Here is a 20,206-nt window from a genome sequence, read left to right on the forward strand (position 1 = left end):
GTTCAGGCAGGCGGGGAGAAAGAGAAGAAACGAAGGGGGATAGTGACAGGGTAGTCCCGCGCCGCGGTCACGAACGGTCGCGGGACCCCGAGCGCTCCTGGATGAAGCGACGGGTGGTGGAGATGTCGCGGTCGCCGAGTCCGGCCTCGACGAGCTCGTCGAACGCCTCGCGGAGCGCCGGCAGCAGGGCCGGGGAGACCGCCCCGGCCGCCGCCGCCTCGGCGGCGAACCGGAGGTCCTTGACCATGTACTTCGCGACGCCGCTGGGTGCGTCGTCGCCGGTCACGAGCTTGTCGCGGCGGCTCTCGAGCAGGCGGCTGCCGGCGTACCCGCCGCCGAGGAGCCGCCACAGCGCGTCGAGGTCGATGCCGGAGCGCTCCGCGATGACGCTGGCCTCGCCGAGCGCGAGGATCGTCGAGGCCACGACGAGCTGGTTGCACGCCTTGGCGACCTCGCCGGCGCCGAGCGGGCCGAGGTGCACGGGTGTGCCGCACGGGGCGAGGGCCGCCGCGGCCCGGGCGGTATCCGCATCCGTGCCGCCGAGCATGATCGACAGCGTGCCCGCGATCGCGCCGTCCTCACCGCCCGAGACGGGGCAGTCCACGACGCGGATGCGGCCGGGGAGTCGCGCGGCGAGCTCGCGCACACCCGGCGCAGACGAGGTGGAGCCGATCATGAGGAGGAGATCGCCGCCGGCCGCGAGGAGGCCGTCGTCGCCGTCGAGGAGGCGCTCCAGGTCGGGAAGGTCGGGGAGCATCACGAGCAGCGCGTCGCTCCGGTCGGCGAGTTCGCGCGGCGTGGCCGCCCAGACCGCGCCGAGCGCCTCGAGCTCCGGGCGCCGGCGCCGGGCGTGGACGGTCACCGTGCCGTGCGCGGCGAGCAGCCGCACCGTCATGGGGTGTCCCATCGAGCCGAGGCCCAGCACGCCGACGCGGAGGGGAGTGGACGTGGCATCGTGATCGGGTGCGGCCATGCGCTCAGCCTAGTCCGATCCAGCATGTGGAACCAGGGCCAGCAGGTTGAATCTGCGCTAGGCTGGGCGCCCAGCGTCCACCGATGGAGGGAACACGCATGTCTGAACGCGCCACCAGTCTGCGGGCGGTCGTCGCCGTCCCGCTCGCCGAGGAGCACTGCCGCCTGATCGAGACGCTGGAGCCGCGCGTCGAGGTGGTCCGCGACCACCGTCTGTACAAGCCGATGCGCGGACCGGCCGACTGGTCGGGCGACCCGGACTACCGGCGCACCCCCGAGCAGCAGGCCGCCTTCGACGCCATGGTCGACTCCGCGGACGCGCTGTTCGGCATCCCCGACGTCGACTCCGCCGCCCTCGCCCGCACCGTCGCGGCGAACCCCTCGCTGCGCTGGGTCATGACCACCGCCGCCGGCGGCGGCAGCCAGATCAAGGATGCCGGACTGCCCGCGGACGCGCTCGAGCGCATCCGCTTCACCACGAGCGCGGGCGTCCACGGCGGTCCGCTCGCCGAGTTCGCCGTGTTCGGGGTGATCGCCGGCGCCAAGGACCTCCCGCGCCTGCTGGCCGACCAGCGCGACCGCACCTGGCCCGCCGACCGCTGGGAGATGCGTCAGGTCGACGACCTGACCGTCCTCGTCGTCGGACTCGGCGGCATCGGCACCGAGTGCGCCCGCCGGTTCCACGCCCTGGGCGCACGGGTGTGGGGTACCTCGCGCTCGGGCACACCGGTCGACGGCGTCGAGCGGCTCGTGCGTCCCGACGACATCGCGGCCGTCGCCGGCGAGGTCGACGCGATCGTCGTCACCCTGCCCGGCACCGAGCAGACCCACCACCTCATCGGCGCCGAGGTCTTCGCGAACGTGCGGCCCGGCACCATCCTCGCCAGCGTCGGCCGCGGCACCGTCATCGACGAGGCGGCCCTCCTGCCAGCCCTCGACGACGGCCGGATCGGGTTCGCCGCGATGGACGTGTTCGAGCGCGAGCCGCTCGCCGCGGACTCGCCGCTGTGGTCGCACCCCCGCGTGCTGGTGAGCCCGCACACGGCGGCGCTCAACAGCAAGGAGGAGGAGCGGATCGCGCGCCGGTTCGCCGAGAACGCGACGCGCCTGCTGGACGGGCGACCGATGCGGGCAGAGGTCGATACGGTCGAGTTCTACTGAACGAACCCGGGGGAGCCGTGTCCGACACCGACGACCGCGGCGGGCGTGACCCCGCGCCCGCCGTCACGCGCAGCATCCGGCTGCTCGGCGTGCTCGCCGATGCCGGCCGCCCCATGACGCTCACCGAGCTCGCGGGTGCCCTGGGCCTTGCGAAGTCGTCCACCGCGAACCTCTGTCTCGCCCTGGAGGCGGCCGGGGTCGTGGAACGCGTCGCGACCGGGTATCGGCTGGGGCTGCGCATCGCCGAGCTCGGCGGCGCGTTCGCGGCCCAGTTCAACCAGGTGCGCGAGTTCTACAGCGTCTGCGAGGCATCACCCGTGCTCTCGCGCGAACTCGTGCAGGTCGCGGTGCTCGACGGTGCCGACGTGCTCTACCTCGCCCGCCACGAGGGGGCGCGCAGCGAGCGGCTCGGCGCCCCGCTCGGTTCGCGGCTGCCCGCGGCGGTCACGGCGTCGGGACAGGCGCTGCTCATGACGCGTCCGGACGACGAGGTGCGCGAACTCGTCCCCGGCGCCGACGACGCGTTGCTCGGGCGCCTCGCCGCCGCCCGCGAACGGGGCTGGACCCTCGACGAGGGCGAGGGCATCGCAGGCATCGTCGGCGTCGCCGTGCCCCTCGAAGGCTGGGCGCCCGGCGACCCGCAGCTCGCCCTCGGCGTCGGCATGCCCGCCGACCGGGCCGATGCGGCGCACCTCGCGCGCGTGGCCGAAGCGCTGCAGGATGCGGCCGCAGCCCTCACGAACCCGCTCGGCGCGTCGGCGCGCCGCTGAGTCCCGCTTCACCGAAACCCCGTGCGAACGGGGTCTTCGGCGTGCGCGGGCGACCTCGCCGCATCCGGGTGTTCAACATATTGAACAAAGGCCAGTATGTTGTTACAGTTCCATCCACCCCCCACTTCGGGCTGCGATCGAAGGAGATGGCCCATGTCAGAGCACCTCACCGCCACGGCGACGCCGCCGACCGAGGACCCGGAATACGCCGCGAACCTGCGCCGCGCCACGCTCGCCTCGAGCGTCGGCAGCGCGCTCGAATACTTCGACTTCGCCCTCTACGGCCTGTCGACCGCGCTGATCTTCAATGTGCTGTTCTTCCCGCAGGACGACCCGGCCCTCGCCACGGTCGCCGCGTTCGCGACCTTCGGCGTCGGCTTCGTGGCGCGGCCCTTCGGCGGGTTCTTCTTCGGCGCCCTCGGCGACAAGCTCGGCCGCAAGTGGGTGCTCGTGGTCACGATCCTGCTCATGGGCGGTGCGTCCACCGCGATCGGCCTGCTGCCGACCTACGAGGCGATCGGCATCTGGGCGCCGATCCTCCTCGTGCTCATGCGCCTGCTCCAGGGCTTCGGCGCCGGTGCCGAGCAGGCCGGGTCCACGGTCCTCATGGCCGAGTACGCGCCCGTGCGCCGCCGCGGCTTCTTCGCCGCGCTGCCGTTCATCGGCATCCAGGCGGGCACGGTGCTGGCCGCGCTGGTCTTCAGCCTCATCTCGCTCATGCCGCAGGAGCAGCTGCTCAGCTGGGGCTGGCGCATCCCGTTCCTGGCGTCGTTCGTCCTCATCCTCACGGCGCTGTTCATCCGGATGCGGCTCCGTGAGACGCCGACGTTCGTCGAGCTGGAGAAGCACGAGGAGGTCGTCGACCGGCCGTTCCGCGACATCTTCACGCACGGCCTGCCCGGCGTGATCGTCGGCATCGGTCTGCGCATGGCGGAGAACGGCGGCTCGTACATGTTCCAGACGCTGTCGCTGGCGTTCTTCGTCTCGGTCGTCGGCCCCGACGCCGACAAGAGCCTGCTCACCTGGGGTGTCACGCTCGGTTCGCTCATCGGCGTCTTCTCGGTGCCGTTCACCGGGCACCTGTCCGACCGCTTCGGCCGGCGCACGGTCTACCGGTTCGGTGCCGTGTTCATGCTCGCCTACACGTTCCCGGCGTGGTGGCTGCTCTCGCTCGGCAACCACGCCCTCGCGATCGGCGTGATCGCGGTCGGCATCGGCGTCGCGGTCAACACCATGCTCGGACCGCAGTGCGCGATGCTCCCGGAACTCTTCGGCAACCGCCACCGCTACCTCGGCGTCGCGATGGCGCGGGAGCTCTCCGCGGTCCTCGCCGGCGGCCTCGCGGGTGTGCTCGGCGCGTACCTCATCGCCGTGAGCGACGGCAACTGGGTGCTGCTCGCGATCTACATGGCGGCGCTCGCGCTCATCACCACGATGTCCACGTTCCTCGTGCCCGAGACGCTCCGCCGCGACCTCACCCGCACGGACGACGCCGTGAAGGTGTCGCGGGAGGAGGCGGGGGAGGACGTCACCGCGACGACGGTGACCATCCGCACCGTGCGCTGACCCGCATCCGCTCCACACCGCCGGCCCGGCGGGCGCACCGCCGCCCCCGGGCCGGCGGCGTGCGTGGCGGCCCGCGGGCGACGGTGCGTGTCCCGGTTTCTGCTGCTCTGAGGTGCGCATACCGGTGACGTCCCCTGTGGTGGTGGAGATTTCGATGGGGTTGCCGGCGTCGTAGACGTTGGTGAGCCATCGTGCGATGGTCAGTGAGAACTGTCTAGGAATCTCAACAGGAAGACACAAACGCACGATGGCTCTTGACCAGTCTGCCCTCCTCGAGCTGCTCGGGGAACTGAAACTCACCGACGTGTCCGACCGGATCCGGGTCGCGACCGAAACGCTCTACCAGGAGCTGATCGACGCGGAAGCGGCCGCGTTCATCGGCGCCGCCCCGTTCGAACGCACCCCGGACCGGACCACGCAACGCAACGGCAGCCGCCCGAAAACCCTCAGCACGACGGCCGGGGATCTGGAGTTGCGGATCCCGAAGCTGCGCACCGGGTCGTTCTTCCCGTCGCTGCTGGAACGCCGCCGCCGGGTCGATCAGGCCCTGTTCGCCGTCGTGATGGAGGCGTATGTCCACGGCGTGAGCACCCGCAAGGTCGACGACCTGGTGAAAGCGCTTGGCGCGGACGCCGGCATCTCGAAGTCCGAGGTGTCGCGGATCTGCGCGCACCTGGACGAGGACGTCGCCGCATTCCGCGACCGCCCGCTGGCGGACACCGCCTACCCGTATTTGTTCCTCGACGCGACCTATTGCAAGGCCCGCGTCGGCCGGCGGGTGGTGTCCCAGGCCGTGGTGGTCGCGGTCGGGGTCGCCGCGGACGGGCGACGCGAAGTGCTCGGCTTCGAGGTCGGGGAGACGGAGTCGCAGCCGTTCTGGACCACGTTCCTGCGGTCGCTCAAGGCGCGCGGGCTGGGCGGGGTGAAGCTGGTCATCTCCGACGCGCACACCGGGCTGACCGCCGCGATTCAGACCGTGTTCCAAGGCGCCAGCTGGCAGCGGTGCCGGGTGCATTTCATGCGGAACGTGCTCACCGCCGTCCCCAAGGCCGCCGGCCCGATGGTCGCGTCCATCATCCGCACGATCTTCGCCCAGCCCGACACCGAGCATGTCTTCACCCAGTTCCACGAGGTCACCCGGATGCTGGGCCGGTCGCACCCGAAGATCGCGGACATGCTCGAGGACGCGAAAGACGACCTGCTCGCGTTCTGCGGCTTCCCGCAGCAGCACTGGCGGCAGATCTGGTCCACGAACCCGCTGGAGCGGGTGAACAAGGAGATCAAACGCCGCACCGACGTGGTCGGCACCTTCCCCAACCCCGCCGCGCTGCTGCGCCTGGCCGGTCACGTCCTCATCGAGCAGCACGACGAATGGGACGGCGCCGACCGCCGCTACTTCTCCGAGCACTCCATGGCGCTGCTGCTCGCCGACACCAAGGAGGTGAACATCCCCGAACTGACCGCGGCATAATCAAGACAACTGACCCGCACGGTGTCGAGAAACTCCACCACTCAGCGGGACGTCACCGCGCATACCGGCTGAAAGTGGGACATGTTCCGCAGGAAGTGGGACATGCGCCGGCGGCGACCACCGGATGCGGGTGAGCCGCCGCGCGCGCATGCTTGCCGCATCCGCGCCCGCCGCATACGGATGCTGCCCGCACCGGAGCAGGAGATCTCACGCACGCAGGAGGATTCCGCGGGGATCGTCCTGTTCCGGTGCGTTCTCCTGTGTCCGTGCGCGGCGCGAGGGTGCATGTCCCAGTTTCTGCTGTTTTGGGGTGCCCATACCGGCAGGAAGTGGGACATGTTCCGGCGGCCACCACACGCACCGGCGGCCACCACATGCACCGGCGGCGGATGCGGGGCGTCAGGCCGCGCCGACCTCGCCGGAGACGAGGGTGAGGTGCTCGCGGGCCGAGGCCTCGGCGGTGTCGGGGTCGCGACGGGAGATCGCCTCGGCCGTCGCCAGATGCGCCTCGAGCGTGCCGACGTGGGGGATGCCGGGGGTGAGCCCGCGGGTGGCCCGGCCGCGGAGGATCTCGGCGATGGGGCTCGCGAGGCGGGCGTACAGGGCGTTGCCGCCGCTGCGCAGGAGCAGCGAGTGGTACGCGATGTCGGCGTCGAGGTAGTCGTCGCCGTCGCCGAGCCCGGCCGAACCCAGGTCGCGCAGGCGCGTCGCCAACCGCAGGAGCTCGGCGCGGTCCTCATCGCGCGCGTGCATCGCGCTGAGCCTGGCCGCCATCGGCTCCACCGCCGCACGCAGCTGCGTGAGGTCGCGGAGCACCTCCGCCCGGCGCGGGCCGTCCAGCGCCCACTCGATGACGTTCGCGTCGAGGTGGTCCCACTCCTCGCGCGGGCGCACCACGATGCCGACCCGGCGGCGCGACGCCACCAGTCCGTGGGCCTCGAGCACGCGGACGGTCTCGCGCACCACGGTCCGGGATGCGCCGTACTCGCGCTCGAGCGTGCTCGCGGTCATGGTCGTCCCCGCCGGGAGCGCGCCGCCGGCGATACGGCGGCCGAGCTCCTCGACGAGGGCCGCGTGGGATGCGGGAACGGTGCTCGTGGACGCCATCGTGCTCATCTCGTCGTACGGACCGGGGACGCGCGTTGTCCCCAGCACAAATAGTACTTTTGAAAAAGTACTACGAATGTGGCAGCGTGGTCCGGGGTCCCTCCCAGGACCCGCGCAACGATCCCCCGGGCAGTGGTCCACGTGGACCGCTCACCACGCATTCATCGGAGAATCAGGCCCCCACCATGGAAGATTTCACCCAGACGCTGGGCGCCGGCCCGCTGCTGCTCATCGCGGCCGCGGCCATCGCGCTCATCCTGTTCCTGGTCATCGTCGTCAAACTGCACGCGTTCCTCGTGCTGACGGTGGTGTCCCTCGCGACCGCGATCGCGACCGGCATCCCGCTGAACCAGGTCACGAACGTGCTGATCAGCGCGTTCGGCAGCACCCTCGGCTCCGTCGCGCTGCTCGTCGGACTCGGCGCCATGCTCGGTGCCCTCGTCGAATCGTCGGGGGGCGCGCGCGTGCTCGCCGACAAGATGGTCTCCGTCTTCGGTGAGAAGCGCGCCGCCCTCGCGCTCGGTGTCGCCTCGCTCGTCATGGGCTTCCCGATCTTCTTCGACGCCGGCCTCATCGTGATGCTGCCGATCGTGTTCGCCGTCGCCCGCCGCATCGGCGGCAAGCACATGCTGCTGTATGGCCTCACCTCCGCCGCCGCGCTGTCGGTCATGCACGTGTTCGTGCCGCCGCACCCGGGCCCGATCACCGCTTCCACCGTCTTCGAGGCGAACCTCGGTCTCGTGCTCCTGGTCGGCCTCGTCGTCGCGATCCCGACGTGGTACCTCTCCGGCTACATGTGGGCGAAGTTCGTCGACCGCCGCATCCCGATGCCCGTGCTCGACCTGTTCAGCGCCCCCGACGTCGAGGCGAAGAACCCGCCGAAGGCCGGCACGGTCATCGGCATCCTGCTCGTGCCGCTCGTGCTCATCTTCATGAACACCGGCCTGTCCGCACTCGGTGCGGAGGGAATCGTCGACCTCGACGCCACCTGGGTGCAGGTGCTCATGCTCATCGGCACCAGCCAGATCGCGCTGCTCATCGCCGTGCTCGTCGCGCTCGTCGTGCTCGGCACCCGCCGCGGTGTGAAGGGCACCGCGCTGGAGTCGATCGTCGAGAAGTCCCTCGGCCCGATCTGCTCGGTCGTGCTCATCACCGGCGCCGGCGGCATGTTCGGCGGCGTGCTGCGCGCCTCCGGCATCGGCGACGCGCTCGCCGACAGCCTCGGTTCGCTCGGCATCCCGGTCATCTTCGCCGCCTACCTCATCGCGGTCATCCTCCGCGTCGCGCAGGGCTCGGCCACGGTCGCGCTCGTGACGGCCGCGGGCCTCGTCGCCCCCGCCGTCATCGAGGCCGGTTTCAACCCGCTGCAGCTCGCCTGCGTCGTGCTCGCCACGGCCGCCGGATCGGTGTTCGCCGGGCACGTGAACGACTCCGGCTTCTGGCTCGTCGGCCGCCTCATGCACATGGACGTCAAGACCACACTGAAGACCTGGACCGTGCAGCAGGCGCTGGAATCGGTCGTCGGCTTCGCATTCGTGCTCGTGATCTTCGGGGTGGTGTCGCTTGTCTGACCTGTTCGACCTCACCGGGCGGACCGCCCTGGTCACCGGATCGTCCCGCGGCCTCGGGCAGTCCCTCGCCCTCGGGCTCGCGTCGGCCGGCGCCCGCGTCATCGTCCACGGGCGTGACGCGGCCGCCGCCGAGGCGTCGGCCGACCTCATCGAGCGCGAGCACGGGTACCGTCCCGCGGTCACGCTCTTCGACGTGACGGATGCGGCCGCGGTCGAGGCCGCGATCGCGGAACTCGTCGCGAGCGAGGGTGTCCCCGACATCCTCGTGAACAACGCGGGCATCCAGCGTCGCGCGCCGTTCCACGAGTTCGCGGTCTCGGACTGGGATGCGGTGGTCACCTCGAACCTGTCGAGCGCGTTCTACGTGTCGCGGTTCGTGGTGCCGGGGATGATCGAGCGCGGCAGCGGCAAGATCATCAACATCGCCTCGGTGCAGTCGATGCTCGCGCGCCAGACGATCGCGCCGTACTCGGCGAGCAAGGGCGGCATCGCCCAGCTGAGCCGCGGCATGGCCGCGGACCTCGCCCGGTACGACATCCAGGTCAACACGCTCTCGCCCGGCTACTTCGCCACCGAGATGAACGCGGCGCTCGTCGCCGACGAGGCGTTCACCGCCTGGGTCGGTCAGCGCACGCCCGCCGGACGCTGGGGCGACGTCGCCGAGCTCCGCGGACCGCTCGTCTTCCTCGCCTCCGACGCGAGCCGCTTCGTCAGCGGCCAGAACCTGTTCGTCGACGGCGGCATGACCTCCGTCGTCTGACGCACCCGGGAGAGACCATGCAGGCACTCGTCATCAACGGCAGGCTCGACCTCGCGCAGGTCGAGCTCCCCGATCCCACGCCGGGGGAGGGGCAGGTCCGCATCCGCGTCGACGTCGTCGGCATCTGCGGCTCCGACCTGCACTACTACTTCGAGGGCGCGAACGGCGCGTTCGTCGTCCGTGAGCCGCTCATCCCCGGCCACGAGCTGGCCGGACGCGTCGACCTCGACCCGTCCGGGCGGCTCGCCCCCGGCACGCCCGTCACGGTGCACCCCGCCCGCTTCGGCGAACCGCGGCCGGGCATCGAGACCGAGCCGCACCTGTGGCCGCACGGTTCCTACCTCGGCAGCGCCTCGACCACCCCGCACACGCAGGGCGCGATGAGCGGGCTGCTCGTCGTCGAGGCGGGGATGCTGCGGGTGCTGCCCGACGCGCTCCCGGTGCGTCGGGCCGTGCTCGCCGAGCCGCTCGCGGTCGCCCTCCACGGTGCCGCCCGCGCCGGCGACCTCCGCGGTGCGCGGGTGCTCGTCTCCGGTGCCGGCCCCATCGGCCTCCTCGCCGTCGTCGCCGCGCAGGCCGGCGGCGCCGCCGAGGTCGTCGCCACCGACGTGCTGCCCGAGCCGCTCGAGCGCGCCGCCGCGCTCGGGGCGGAGACGGTCGCAGCGGGCGCGGACGCGATCGCCGCGGAGTGGTTCGACGTCGTGCTGGAGTGCTCCGGTGCGGCGCCCGCGCTGACCACGGCCCTGCGCGCCGTGCGCCGGCGCGGCACCGTCGTGCAGATCGGCATCCTTCCCGACGAGGCACGGCCGGTGAACGTCGCACCCCTCGTGTCGAAGGAGGTGTCGCTGCTCGGCGCGTTCCGGTTCAAGGACGAGATCGACGCGGCGATCACGCTGCTCGCCGAGCGCCCCGAGATCGAGCGGGTGATCACGCACGTGCTGCCGCTCGCGGCGGGAGCCGAGGCGTTCGAACTCGCGAAGGACCCGACCCGCAGCGGCAAGGTCGTCGTGTCGCTCGGCGAGGACGAGGAAGAGGACGGAGCACGGCCATGACCCACCCGGACCCGATCGTCCTCGCGATCGACATCGGCACCACGAGCACGAAGGCCGGCGCCTACACGCCGGCGGGCGACCTCGTCGCGACCGCGTCCGCGGGCTACCCGCTGGAGACCCCGCATCCGGGGTACGCGGTGCAGGACCCGGAGCTGATCCTGGACGCGGTCTACACGGCCGCACGGGCGGTCGTCGCCGAGGTCGGTGCGGACCGCGTCGCCGGCATCTCCTTCTCGTCGGCGATGCACAGCCTGCTCGGCCTCGACCATCGCTCCCGGCCGCTCACCCCGGTCATCACGTGGGGTGACACCCGTGCCGACCGGCAGGCGGAGGTGCTCCGCGCGGGCACCCGCGGCCTCGGGCTGCACCGCCGAACCGGGACCCCGGTGCATCCGATGTCGCCGCTGTGCAAGCTCATCTGGTTCCGCGAGGCGGAGCCGAAGCTGCACGAGAAGGTGCCGTTCTGGGCGGGCGTGAAGGACTGGGTGCTCGTGCGGATGTGCGGAGCCCTGGTCGTCGACCACTCGCTCGCGTCGTGCTCCGGACTGCTGAACATCCACACGCTCGACTGGGACGACGAGGCGCTCGCGCTCGCCGGCATCTCGCCCGAGCAGCTGCCGGAACTCGTGCCGACCCGCCACATCCTGCAGGGACTCACCGAGGAGGCCGTCGAACGGATGGGGCTGCCCGCCGGCACCCCGGTCGTCGTCGGCGCCGGCGACGGCCCGCTCGCGAACCTCGGCGTCGGCGCGGTGCGGCCCGGCGTCGCCGCGTGCTCGATCGGCACGAGCGGGGCGCTGCGCGTCGCGGTCGACCACCCGGCCGTCGACCCGCAGGGCGGGGTCTTCTGCTACGCCCTCACCGAGGACCGCTGGGTCGTCGGCGGCGCCATCAACAACGGAGGGGCGACCCTCGACTGGGTGCGCGACCTCCTCGCGCCCGAGCTCTCCCGCGGCGACGAGGCGGAACTGCTCGCCCTGGCCGCGAGGGCGAAGGCGGGTTCCGGCGGGCTCATCATGCTTCCGTACCTGCTCAGCGAGCGCGCACCGCACTGGAGCGCGCTGCCCAAGGGCGCCTACGTCGGCCTCACCCGCGCCCACCGGCGGGAGCACCTCATCCGTGCCGCGATCGAGGGTGTGTGCCTGCAGCTGAGCCTCGTGCTCGCCTCGATGCGCGCCGCGGGCCTGGACATCACGCAGATCCGGGCGACCGGGGGAGTGACCCGCAGCGACCTGTGGCGGCAGATCCTCGCCTGTGCGCTCGACACGACGCTCGACTTCGCCGAGGGGCAGGAGGGCTCCGGGTTCGGTGCCGCACTCCTCGGCATGGAGGCGCTCGGACTCATCGACTCGATCGACGTGGCGGCGGACATGATCCCGGTCCGCGAGCGGGTGCGCCCGGAGCCGGCGACGGCGGCGGTGTACCGCCAGATCCAGCCGATCTTCGACGAGCTGTACGGGCACCTCGTGCCGACCTATCAGAGCCTCCGCCGGCTCGCGCCGTCGCTGCCGATCGAGCTCGACGAGGGCTGACGCGGGGGATGCCCGGGCCGGGCCCGCTGCGGCGGGTCCGGCGACCGCGGCCTTACTTGCGGCGGAAGGGCTCGCGACCCATCGCGAACAGCGCGCCGAAGCCGGCGACGGCGCCGACCAGCACCAGCGCGACGATGACGCCCACGAGCGCGTCGGAGGCGACGGTCGGGGTCACGAGGTTGGTCAGCTGCACGGTCATTGCGGGCCCTTCGTGGGTCGGGTGGGACGGTTCTCATGTTATCGGGCCGCTGGTAGACTCGTGACCGAACTTCGGCGAGGGATGCGGCCGCCAGCTGTCGCAGCATCCGTTATCGACGAGGGTGTGCAGGCCTCCGGCTTCCTCACGCACTCGCGTTCGAGTCGAAACCGATCCATCTGATTGGGCCTGTGGGCCCCGCAAGGAGAACCATCATGTCGGAAGACAACAAGGTCGCAGCCGAGCTGCGCACGCAGTTCGGCAAGGGCTTCGCCCGTCGCCTCCGCGCCGCCGGCCAGATCCCCGCCGTCCTCTACGGCCACGGCACCGACCCGCTGCACCTGGCCCTCCCTGGCCACCAGATGCTGCTGCTGGTCCGTCACGCCAACGCCGTGCTCGAGCTCTCGGTCGACGGCACCGACCACCTCGCGCTCGTCAAGGACGTGCAGAAGGACCCGGTGAGCCAGATCATCGAGCACATCGACCTGCTCGTGGTGAAGAAGGGCGAGAAGGTCCAGGTCTCGGTGCCCGTCACGGTCGTCGGCGAGGCCGCGCCCGGCACCATCGTCAACCTCGACGCCACCACGATCTCGCTCGAGGTCGAGGCCACCCACATCCCGGAGCACGTCGAGGTCTCGGTCGAGGGCCTCGAGGAGGGCGCGCACATCACCGCCGCCGACCTGACGCTCCCCAAGGGCGCTTCGCTCGCCGTCGACGGCGAGACCCTCGTGGTCGCCGTCTCGGCCCCGTCCGCCGCCGCCGACGAGATCGCCGAGGCCGACGCCGAGGCCGCCGCCGAGCAGTCGGAGGAGGCTGCGGAGTAACACCCGCACCCCGACCGGATCCCGGTCACCCCGCTTCATGTCCCACTTCCTGCCGGTTCGGGTACCCCAGACCGGCAGGAAGTGGGACATGGTCGTTCACGCACGATGAAGAAGGATGCGGACATGGCGCAGACCTGGCTGGTGGTGGGCCTCGGCAACCCCGGACCCCGCTACGAGACCACCCGGCACAACGTCGGACAGATGGTGGTCGACGAGCTCGCGGCACGCCGCTCCGAGGCGTTCCGTGCGCACAAGGCCAACGCGCGCGTCGCGGAGACCTGGCTGCGCCCGGGCGGTGACAAGCTCATCCTGGTGAAGCCCAACAGCTTCATGAACGTCTCCGGCGGTCCGGTCTCCGGCGTCGCCGCCTTCTACAGTGTGCCCGCCGAACGCGTGATCGTCGTGCACGACGAGCTCGACATCCCGTTCGACACCCTCAAGCTCAAGATCGGCGGCGGCCACGGCGGGCACAACGGCGTCCGCGACGTCGCCAAGGCGCTCGGCACCCCGGAGTTCCCGCGGGTGCGGGTCGGCATCGGACGCCCGCCCGGGCGCCAGGACCCGGCCGACTGGGTGCTCGACCCGTTCTCGGCGGCCGACCGCAAGGTGCTGCCCAACCTCATCGCCGACGCGGCGGATGCGGTCGAACTCGTCGTCGACGAGGGCCTGCTCGCCGCACAGCAGCGCTGGCACGCGCCCCGCTGACCGGGCGGGAACGTAGGATCGACTGGTGACAGTTCCTGGGATCGTCCGCGCCCTCGCACAGTCCGACACCTTCGATCAGGCCCTGCGTTCCGCCGGCGTCGACGCCGGCTTCTCGCTGCCGTCGGCACTCGACGCGCCGCTGCTCGCCGGCCTGCTCGAACGGCGTCGGGAGCGCGGTGAACCCGCGGCGCTGCTGCTCATCGCCCCGACCGGTCGGCGCGCCGACTCGCTCGGGCCCGCGCTCGAGGCCCTCATCCCGGGGGCCGAGGTGCTGCACATGCCGGCGTGGGAGACCCTCCCGCACGAGCGGCTGAGCCCGAGCCCGGAGACCGTGGGCCGCCGGCTCGACGTGCTGCGGCGCATCGCCGCGTGGGACGGCGGTGCCCCCCTCATCGTCACCGCGTCCGTCCGCGGCGCGCTGCAGCCGCTCGCGCCGGGCCTCGCCGACGTCGCGCCGATCGTGCTGGCCACCGGCGGGCGTGGCACCGAACTGGACGAGGTGATCGCGCAGCTCATCGACCGCGCCTACCTCCGCGTCGACATGGTCGCCCGTCGCGGCGAGTTCGCCGTGCGCGGCGGCATCCTCGACGTCTTCCCGCCGACCGCCGACCACCCGTACCGCGTCGAGTTCTTCGGCGACGAGGTCGACGAGATCCGCGCCTTCTCCGTCGCCGACCAGCGCTCCCTGCCCGGCGCGATCGACCGCGTCGAGCTCCTCCCGAGCCGTGAGCTGCTGCTCACCCCGGAGGTGCGCGAGCGCGCGGCCGGGCTCACCTCGTCGTTCCCCGGCCTGTCGGGGATGCTGGAGAAGATGTCGCAGGGGATCCCTGCCGAGGGCATGGAATCGCTCACCCCGGCGCTCCTCGACGACCTCGTCACCCTCGTCGACTACCTCCCCGAGCGGGCGGCCGTCGCCCTCGTCGACCCCGAGCGCGCCCGCACCCGCGCGACGACCCTCGCCGACACGAACCGCGAGTTCCTGGAGGCCGCGTGGAGCGCCGCCGTCGCCGGCGCCGACACCCCGGTCGACCTCGGTGCGGGGGACTTCGTCACGCTCGACGAACTGCGTGAGGCCGCCGCATCCCGAGGGGGCGTGTGGTGGACCCTCAGCGCCTTCGACTCCGGCGCCGCGGACGCCGCCGAGCTCGGCCTCGAGGTCGACCACGACGGGCAGCGCATCGAGGCGAGCACCGTTCCCTCGTTCGCCGGCAACGTCAACGGTGCCACCGAGCTCGTCGCCGACCTCCTCCGTGACGGCTGGCGGGTCGCGGTCACCGCCGCGGGCGCCGGCCTCGCCGACCGCGCCCGCGACGTGCTCGCCGAGCGGGGGATCGCCGCGCGGCGGGTCGATGAGATCCTCACCCCGCCCGAGCCCGGCGTGGCGCTCATCGTCGCGTGCGGGCTGGAACGAGGGTTCCAGGCGCCTGGCGCGAAGCTCGCCGTGATCACCGAATCGGAGTTCTACGGCCGCGCCGTCTCCGGCGACGCCCGGCCGAAGAAGCTCGCGTCGCGGCGGCGCAACGTCGTCGACCCGTTGCAGCTGAAGCCGGGCGACATCGTCGTGCACGCCACCCACGGCATCGGCAGGTTCGTCGAGCTCGTGCAGCGGGAGGTCTCCTCCGGCGGCCGGAACCCGGTCAAGAGCATGCGCGAGTACCTCGTGCTCGAGTACGCGCCGTCCAAGCGCGGGCACCCGGGCGACAAGCTGTACGTCCCCACCGACCAGCTCGACCTCCTCTCCCGCTACGTCGGCGGCGAGGCGCCCACCCTGTCCAAGATGGGCGGCAGCGACTGGGCCGCCGCGAAGAGCAAGGCGCGCAAGGCGGTCCGCGACATCGCCGTCGAGCTCGTGAAGCTCTATTCGGCGCGCGTCGCGGCGAAGGGACACGCCTTCGGGCCCGACACCCCGTGGCAGCGGGAGCTCGAGGAGGCCTTCCCGTTCGCGGAGACCCCGGACCAGCTGCAGACGATCGACGAGATCAAGGCCGACATGGAGAAGCCGATCCCGATGGACCGGCTCCTGTCCGGCGACGTCGGCTTCGGCAAGACCGAGGTCGCCGTCCGCGCCGCGTTCAAGGCCATCCAGGACGGCAAGCAGGTCGCGATGCTCGTGCCGACGACCCTCCTGGTCAAGCAGCATCTGGAGACCTTCACCGAGCGGTACGCCGGGTTCCCGGTCAAGGTGCGCGCGCTGTCGCGCTTCCAGACCGACAAGGAGGCGCGCGAGGTCGTGGCGGGCCTCGCCGACGGCACGGTGGACATGGTGATCGGCACGCACCGCATCCTCACCGAGAAGGTCGTCTTCAAAGACCTCGGCCTCATGATCATCGACGAGGAGCAGCGCTTCGGCGTCGAGCACAAGGACGCCCTGAAGAAGCTCAAGACGAACGTCGACATCCTCGCCATGAGCGCCACCCCCATCCCGCGCACGCTCGAGATGGCGGTCACCGGCATCCGCGAGATGTCGACCCTCGCCACCCCGCCGGAGGACCGGCACCCGATCCTGTCGTACGTCGGGCCGCGGTCGGACAAGCAGATCGCCGCCGCGATCCGGCGCGAGCTGCTGCGCGAGGGCCAGGTGTTCTTCGTGCACAACCGCGTCTCGTCCATCCAGCGCGTCGCCGCCCAGCTCGCCGAGCTCGTGCCGGAGGCGCGGATCGCCGTGGCCCACGGACAGATGGGGGAGCACCAGCTCGAGCAGGTCGTGGACGACTTCTGGGAGCGCCGCGCCGACGTGCTCGTGTGCACCACGATCGTCGAGACCGGCCTCGACATCTCGAACGCGAACACGATCATCATCGACCGCGCCGACAAGTATGGCCTCAGCCAGCTGCACCAGCTGCGCGGCCGCGTCGGCCGCGGCCGCGAGCGTGCCTACGCGTACTTCCTCTACGACGACACGAAGCCGCTGTCGGAGACCGCCGCCGACCGGCTCGAGACGATCGCCGTGAACAACGACCTCGGCTCCGGCATGCAGGTCGCACTGAAGGACCTCGAGATCCGCGGCGCCGGCAACCTCCTCGGCGCCGAGCAGGCGGGCCACATCGCCGGCGTCGGCTTCGACCTGTACCTCCGCATGATCGGCGAGGCCGTCGCCACCTTCCGCGGCGAGGACACCGAGGGGCCGGCCGAGCTGCGGCTCGAGCTGCCGGTGCAGGCCCGCATCCCGGAGACCTACATCGACAGCGAGCGGCTGCGCCTGGAGGCGTACCAGAAGCTGTCGGCGGCCGCATCCGCCACCGCGAAGGACGACGCGATCGACCTCGTCGTCGAGGAGCTCACCGACCGCTACGGCGCGCCGCCGGCCGAGGTGGAGGGGCTCGTCCGGATGGCGCGGCTGCGCCGCCGCGCGGCGCGCACCGGGCTCAGCGACGTCGTCGCGATGGGGCCGAACCTGCGGGTCGCGCCGGCGAAGCTCCCGGACTCGATGCGGGTGCGCCTGCAGCGGCTGTACCCGAAGGCGAAGCTCGTCGCCAGCGGCGAGGCGCTCGTCGTGCCGCTGCCGTCCGCGGGCGGCGAGCCGCTCTCCGACGGCGACCTCATCGCCTGGGTGCAGCAGCTGCTGGACGCCATCTTCCCGGAGCCGGTGCCCGCCGCATCCGCCTGACGCGGGCGGCGCCCGCACGCGGGTGAGGGGCGGGTGACGCGACGGGTGAGACGCGGTGTGAACTTCGCCGGGATGGGCGGGGCGCCCTCGCGCGCGCGGGCACGCTGGAAGCTGAGGGGACGAGCCCGACCGTCACCATTCGAGTGACCGGGGCGCCCTCATCAGCTGAAAGGGTTGGTCTCTCGTATGTGCACACGCGTGGTGTGGCCGGACGCGAACGGGTCCGTCATCGTCGGTCGGAACATGGACTTCCACATGGATCTCCTGACGAACCTGTGGAAGCTGCCGCGGGGGATGAAGCGCAACGACGGCGTCCACGGCAAGCTCGAGTGGGAGTCGACGTACGGCAGCGTCGTCGCCATGGCGTTCGACCTCGTCGCGGTCGACGGCATGAACGAGGCCGGGTTCGCGGGGCACATCCTGTGGCTCGCCGAGTCCGAGTACGGCGAGATCGACCAGTCCGAGACCCAGCTGAGCCAGGCCGTGTGGCTGCAGTACTACCTCGACAACTTCGCCACCGTGGCCGAGGCGGTCGAGTGGACCGAGCAGAACGACGTGCGCATCGTGCAGATCCCGGACCCGACCGGCAAGAGCACCCCGACGCTGCACCTCGCCATCAACGACAAGAGCGGCGACTCCGCGATCATCGAGTACATCGACGGCAAGGCCAAGGTGTACCACTCGCGCGACTACAAGGTCATGACGAACTCGCCGACCTTCGACCAGCAGCTCGAGCTCGTCAAGCAGTACGACGGTCTCGGCGGCGACAAGACGATCCCCGGCGGCACCGAGGCCGCGCAGCGCTTCGCCCGCGCGACCTACTACGAGGGCCGGCTCACCAAGCCCAAGACCCAGCTGGATGCCGTCGCGGCGATGTTCAGCGTCATCCGCAACGCCGCGCAGCCGTTCCGCGAGCCCGACCCGGGCAAGCCCGACGCGTCGCAGACGATCTGGCAGGTCGTGCTCGACCTCACCAACCTGCGCTACGTGTACGAGTCCACCACGCGCCCGAACATCGTGTGGGTCGACTTCGACAAGCTGAGCTTCAAGAAGGGCACGAAGGCGCTCAAGCTCGACCTCGTCGGCAAGCTGTCGCTCGAGGGCGGCCTCGCCGGCGACTGCAGCCACAAGTTCTCCGACGCCGGCGAATTCGTGAACTTCGCGCTCGACACGGGCCGCACCTTCCTCGAGGTCGCCACCACGGCGTACCACGAGATCGAGAAGCTGAAGGCCGAGGTCGATGCCGAGCGTCGCAGCCAGGCCGCCGACGGGGTGAAGACCCGCGCGGCCGAAGCCGCCTGACCCGCCGTCACCACCGGAAGGACCCCGCCTCGGCGGGGTCCTTCCTCGTTCCCGGGCCTTGCGGACCGCGAGACTGCATTGGGCCGCCGAGACTGCGGGGTTACCCCGCAGTCTCGGCGCGCAGATGCAGTCTCGCGGCCCAGCACGCCCGCCGGCCGCACGCAGAAGGACCCCGCCCGGGAGGGCGGGGTCCTTCGGAACCGCGAGGGTCAGACGAGGCCGAGGGCCAGCATCGCGTCGGCGACGCGGATGAAGCCCGCGATGTTCGCGCCCGCGACGTAGTCCCCGGGGGCGCCGTAGGTGTCGGCCGTCTCGAGGCAGCGGTCGTGGATCGAGCGCATGATCTCCGCGAGGCGCTCCTCGGTGTGCTCGAAGCTCCACGAGTCGCGCGACGCGTTCTGCTGCATCTCCAGGGCGCTCGTGGACACGCCGCCCGCGTTCACGGCCTTGCCGGGGGCGAACTTCACGCCCGCGGCGCGCAGCGCCCGCACGGCGGCCGGCGTCGTGGGCATGTTCGCGCCCTCGGCGACCACGAGGCATCCGTGCGCGATGAGGGATGCGGCGCCGTCCTCGTCCAGCTCGTTCTGCGTCGCGCAGGGGAGCGCGAGCTCGCACGGGACGTCCCAGATGGAGCCGCCGGCGACGAACCGGGCGGAGGAACGGTGCTCGGCGTACTCGGAGATGCGGCCGCGGCGGACGTTCTTGATCTCCTTGACGAGGTCGAGGTCGATGCCCGCCTCGTCGACGACGTAGCCGCTGGAGTCGGAGCACGCGACGACGGTGCCGCCGAGCTGCTGGATCTTCTCGATCGCGTAGATCGCGACGTTGCCGGAACCCGACACGACGGCGCGCTTGCCCTCCATGCCCTCGCCGGTCGCCTTGAGGATCTCGTCGACGAAGAACACGGTGCCGTAGCCGGTGGCCTCGGTGCGCACCTGCGAGCCGCCCCAGGTGAGGCCCTTGCCGGTGAGCACGCCCGCCTCCCAGCGGTTCGTGATGCGCTTGTACTGGCCGAACATGTAGCCGATCTCGCGGCCGCCGACGCCGATGTCACCGGCGGGGACGTCGGTGTGCTCGCCCAGGTGGCGGTAGAGCTCGGTCATGAACGACTGGCAGAACCGCATGATCTCGGCCTCCGAACGACCCTTGGGGTCGAAGTCGGAGCCGCCCTTGCCGCCGCCGATGGGGAGGCCGGTGAGGGAGTTCTTGAAGATCTGCTCGAAGCCGAGGAACTTCACGATGCCGAGGTACACGCTCGGGTGGAAGCGGAGGCCGCCCTTGTACGGGCCGAGCGCGGAGTTGAACTCGACGCGGAAGCCGCGGTTCAGCTGCACGCGGCCGGCGTCGTCGGTCCACGGCACGCGGAAGATGATCTGCCGCTCGGGCTCGCACAGACGCCGGATGACCTCGGCGTCGGCGTACTCGGGGTGCTTCGCGACGACCGGGCCGAGGCTCTCGAGCACCTCGCGCACGGCCTGGTGGAACTCGCGTTCCCCGGGGTTGCGGCGGATCACCTCCTCGAAAACGGGCGCGACGGTTTCAGGGAGGACGGTCTCGGTCACAGTGGTGCTCTCGGGGGAGTGGGAGACGCGCGAAGAGGAGCGGGTCCC

At 71.5% G+C, this 20,206-nt stretch carries 16 protein-coding genes; 12 read left to right on the plus strand and 4 right to left on the minus strand.

The genetic code is table 11. The features are described from left to right. Nucleotides 1-67: 67 nt before the first annotated feature. Entirely contained in the window at nucleotides 68-973 is a 906-nt protein-coding gene (locus ACWAUO_RS09625) for an NAD(P)-dependent oxidoreductase (RefSeq protein ID WP_460774989.1), read from the minus strand. Between the two features lie 98 nt (nucleotides 974-1,071). On the opposite strand from ACWAUO_RS09625, the gene ACWAUO_RS09630 reads away from it, so the two are divergent. The 4 genes from ACWAUO_RS09630 to ACWAUO_RS09645 all read left to right on the plus strand — a co-directional run bounded on the left by ACWAUO_RS09630 (nucleotide 1,072) and on the right by ACWAUO_RS09645 (nucleotide 5,940). Further along, nucleotides 1,072-2,133 (plus strand): D-2-hydroxyacid dehydrogenase, encoded by a 1,062-nt coding sequence (locus tag ACWAUO_RS09630; protein ID WP_460774990.1) that lies wholly within the window; start codon nucleotides 1,072-1,074, stop codon nucleotides 2,131-2,133. 17 nt (nucleotides 2,134-2,150) lie between these two features. Further along, nucleotides 2,151-2,903 (plus strand): IclR family transcriptional regulator, encoded by a 753-nt coding sequence (locus ACWAUO_RS09635; RefSeq protein ID WP_460774992.1) that lies wholly within the window; start codon nucleotides 2,151-2,153, stop codon nucleotides 2,901-2,903. Between the two features lie 153 nt (nucleotides 2,904-3,056). Continuing rightward, nucleotides 3,057-4,469 (plus strand): MFS transporter, encoded by a 1,413-nt coding sequence (locus ACWAUO_RS09640; protein WP_460774994.1) that lies wholly within the window; start codon nucleotides 3,057-3,059, stop codon nucleotides 4,467-4,469. A gap of 247 nt (nucleotides 4,470-4,716) precedes the next feature. Beyond that, nucleotides 4,717-5,940, plus strand: a complete 1,224-nt coding sequence (locus tag ACWAUO_RS09645; protein WP_460774701.1) for an IS256 family transposase — start codon at nucleotides 4,717-4,719, stop codon at nucleotides 5,938-5,940. A 399-nt stretch (nucleotides 5,941-6,339) separates the two neighbouring features. Here ACWAUO_RS09645 and ACWAUO_RS09650 read toward each other — a convergent pair whose 3' ends face one another. Further along, complete coding sequence (locus ACWAUO_RS09650; protein ID WP_460774995.1) at nucleotides 6,340-7,047, minus strand: FadR/GntR family transcriptional regulator; 708 nt, start codon at nucleotides 7,045-7,047, stop codon at nucleotides 6,340-6,342. Nucleotides 7,048-7,232: 185 nt separating this feature from the next. Here ACWAUO_RS09650 and ACWAUO_RS09655 point away from each other — a divergent pair, with 185 nt between their 5' ends. The 4 genes from ACWAUO_RS09655 to ACWAUO_RS09670 are packed head-to-tail and all read left to right on the plus strand — an operon-like array spanning nucleotide 7,233 to nucleotide 11,962. Then, nucleotides 7,233-8,618, plus strand: coding sequence for a GntP family permease (locus tag ACWAUO_RS09655; RefSeq protein WP_460774996.1), 1,386 nt, complete (start codon nucleotides 7,233-7,235; stop codon nucleotides 8,616-8,618). After that, entirely contained in the window at nucleotides 8,611-9,378 is a 768-nt protein-coding gene (locus ACWAUO_RS09660; RefSeq protein ID WP_460774998.1) for an SDR family oxidoreductase, read from the plus strand. Before ACWAUO_RS09655 ends, ACWAUO_RS09660 begins: the two co-directional genes overlap by 8 nt. A gap of 17 nt (nucleotides 9,379-9,395) precedes the next feature. After that, a complete protein-coding gene (locus tag ACWAUO_RS09665) occupies nucleotides 9,396-10,430 on the plus strand; it encodes a zinc-binding dehydrogenase (protein ID WP_460774999.1) in 1,035 nt (344 codons plus the stop codon). Then, nucleotides 10,427-11,962, plus strand: coding sequence for a gluconokinase (locus ACWAUO_RS09670; RefSeq protein WP_460775000.1), 1,536 nt, complete (start codon nucleotides 10,427-10,429; stop codon nucleotides 11,960-11,962). Before ACWAUO_RS09665 ends, ACWAUO_RS09670 begins: the two co-directional genes overlap by 4 nt. 52 nt (nucleotides 11,963-12,014) lie before the next feature. Here the strand turns inward: ACWAUO_RS09670 and ACWAUO_RS09675 are convergent, their stop codons facing one another. After that, nucleotides 12,015-12,161: a hypothetical protein gene (locus ACWAUO_RS09675; protein ID WP_460775002.1), complete on the minus strand. Its 147-nt coding sequence runs from the start codon at nucleotides 12,159-12,161 to the stop codon at nucleotides 12,015-12,017. Nucleotides 12,162-12,373: 212 nt separating this feature from the next. On the opposite strand from ACWAUO_RS09675, the gene ACWAUO_RS09680 reads away from it, so the two are divergent. The 4 genes from ACWAUO_RS09680 (at nucleotide 12,374) to ACWAUO_RS09695 (ending at nucleotide 18,596) form a co-directional block, all read left to right on the plus strand. Next, nucleotides 12,374-12,982, plus strand: a complete 609-nt coding sequence (locus ACWAUO_RS09680) for a 50S ribosomal protein L25/general stress protein Ctc (protein WP_460775004.1) — start codon at nucleotides 12,374-12,376, stop codon at nucleotides 12,980-12,982. Between the two features lie 123 nt (nucleotides 12,983-13,105). Then, nucleotides 13,106-13,687, plus strand: coding sequence for an aminoacyl-tRNA hydrolase (gene pth / locus ACWAUO_RS09685; RefSeq protein WP_460775005.1), 582 nt, complete (start codon nucleotides 13,106-13,108; stop codon nucleotides 13,685-13,687). Nucleotides 13,688-13,712: 25 nt separating this feature from the next. Next, complete coding sequence (gene mfd, locus ACWAUO_RS09690) at nucleotides 13,713-17,294, plus strand: transcription-repair coupling factor (protein WP_460775007.1); 3,582 nt, start codon at nucleotides 13,713-13,715, stop codon at nucleotides 17,292-17,294. Between the two features lie 186 nt (nucleotides 17,295-17,480). Next, nucleotides 17,481-18,596, plus strand: coding sequence for a linear amide C-N hydrolase (locus tag ACWAUO_RS09695; protein WP_460775008.1), 1,116 nt, complete (start codon nucleotides 17,481-17,483; stop codon nucleotides 18,594-18,596). 209 nt (nucleotides 18,597-18,805) lie between these two features. Here ACWAUO_RS09695 and gdhA read toward each other — a convergent pair whose 3' ends face one another. Beyond that, complete coding sequence (gene gdhA / locus ACWAUO_RS09700) at nucleotides 18,806-20,158, minus strand: NADP-specific glutamate dehydrogenase (protein WP_460775009.1); 1,353 nt, start codon at nucleotides 20,156-20,158, stop codon at nucleotides 18,806-18,808. Between the last annotated feature and the right edge of the window lie 48 nt (nucleotides 20,159-20,206).

The sequence above is a fragment of the Microbacterium sp. GXF7504 genome, from assembly GCF_054798235.1.

What these genes read in the sequence shown, in the direction of transcription:
- ACWAUO_RS09625 (WP_460774989.1), bottom strand. Translation starts at nt 973, where the DNA reads ATGGCCGCACCCGATCACGATGCCACGTCCACTCCCCTCCGCGTCGGC.
- ACWAUO_RS09630 (WP_460774990.1), top strand. Translation starts at nt 1,072, where the DNA reads ATGTCTGAACGCGCCACCAGTCTGCGGGCGGTCGTCGCCGTCCCGCTC.
- ACWAUO_RS09640 (WP_460774994.1), top strand. Translation starts at nt 3,057, where the DNA reads ATGTCAGAGCACCTCACCGCCACGGCGACGCCGCCGACCGAGGACCCG.
- ACWAUO_RS09645 (WP_460774701.1), top strand. Translation starts at nt 4,717, where the DNA reads ATGGCTCTTGACCAGTCTGCCCTCCTCGAGCTGCTCGGGGAACTGAAA.
- ACWAUO_RS09650 (WP_460774995.1), bottom strand. Translation starts at nt 7,047, where the DNA reads ATGGCGTCCACGAGCACCGTTCCCGCATCCCACGCGGCCCTCGTCGAG.
- ACWAUO_RS09655 (WP_460774996.1), top strand. Translation starts at nt 7,233, where the DNA reads ATGGAAGATTTCACCCAGACGCTGGGCGCCGGCCCGCTGCTGCTCATC.
- ACWAUO_RS09665 (WP_460774999.1), top strand. Translation starts at nt 9,396, where the DNA reads ATGCAGGCACTCGTCATCAACGGCAGGCTCGACCTCGCGCAGGTCGAG.
- ACWAUO_RS09670 (WP_460775000.1), top strand. Translation starts at nt 10,427, where the DNA reads ATGACCCACCCGGACCCGATCGTCCTCGCGATCGACATCGGCACCACG.
- ACWAUO_RS09675 (WP_460775002.1), bottom strand. Translation starts at nt 12,161, where the DNA reads ATGACCGTGCAGCTGACCAACCTCGTGACCCCGACCGTCGCCTCCGAC.
- ACWAUO_RS09680 (WP_460775004.1), top strand. Translation starts at nt 12,374, where the DNA reads ATGTCGGAAGACAACAAGGTCGCAGCCGAGCTGCGCACGCAGTTCGGC.
- pth (WP_460775005.1), top strand. Translation starts at nt 13,106, where the DNA reads ATGGCGCAGACCTGGCTGGTGGTGGGCCTCGGCAACCCCGGACCCCGC.
- ACWAUO_RS09695 (WP_460775008.1), top strand. Translation starts at nt 17,481, where the DNA reads ATGTGCACACGCGTGGTGTGGCCGGACGCGAACGGGTCCGTCATCGTC.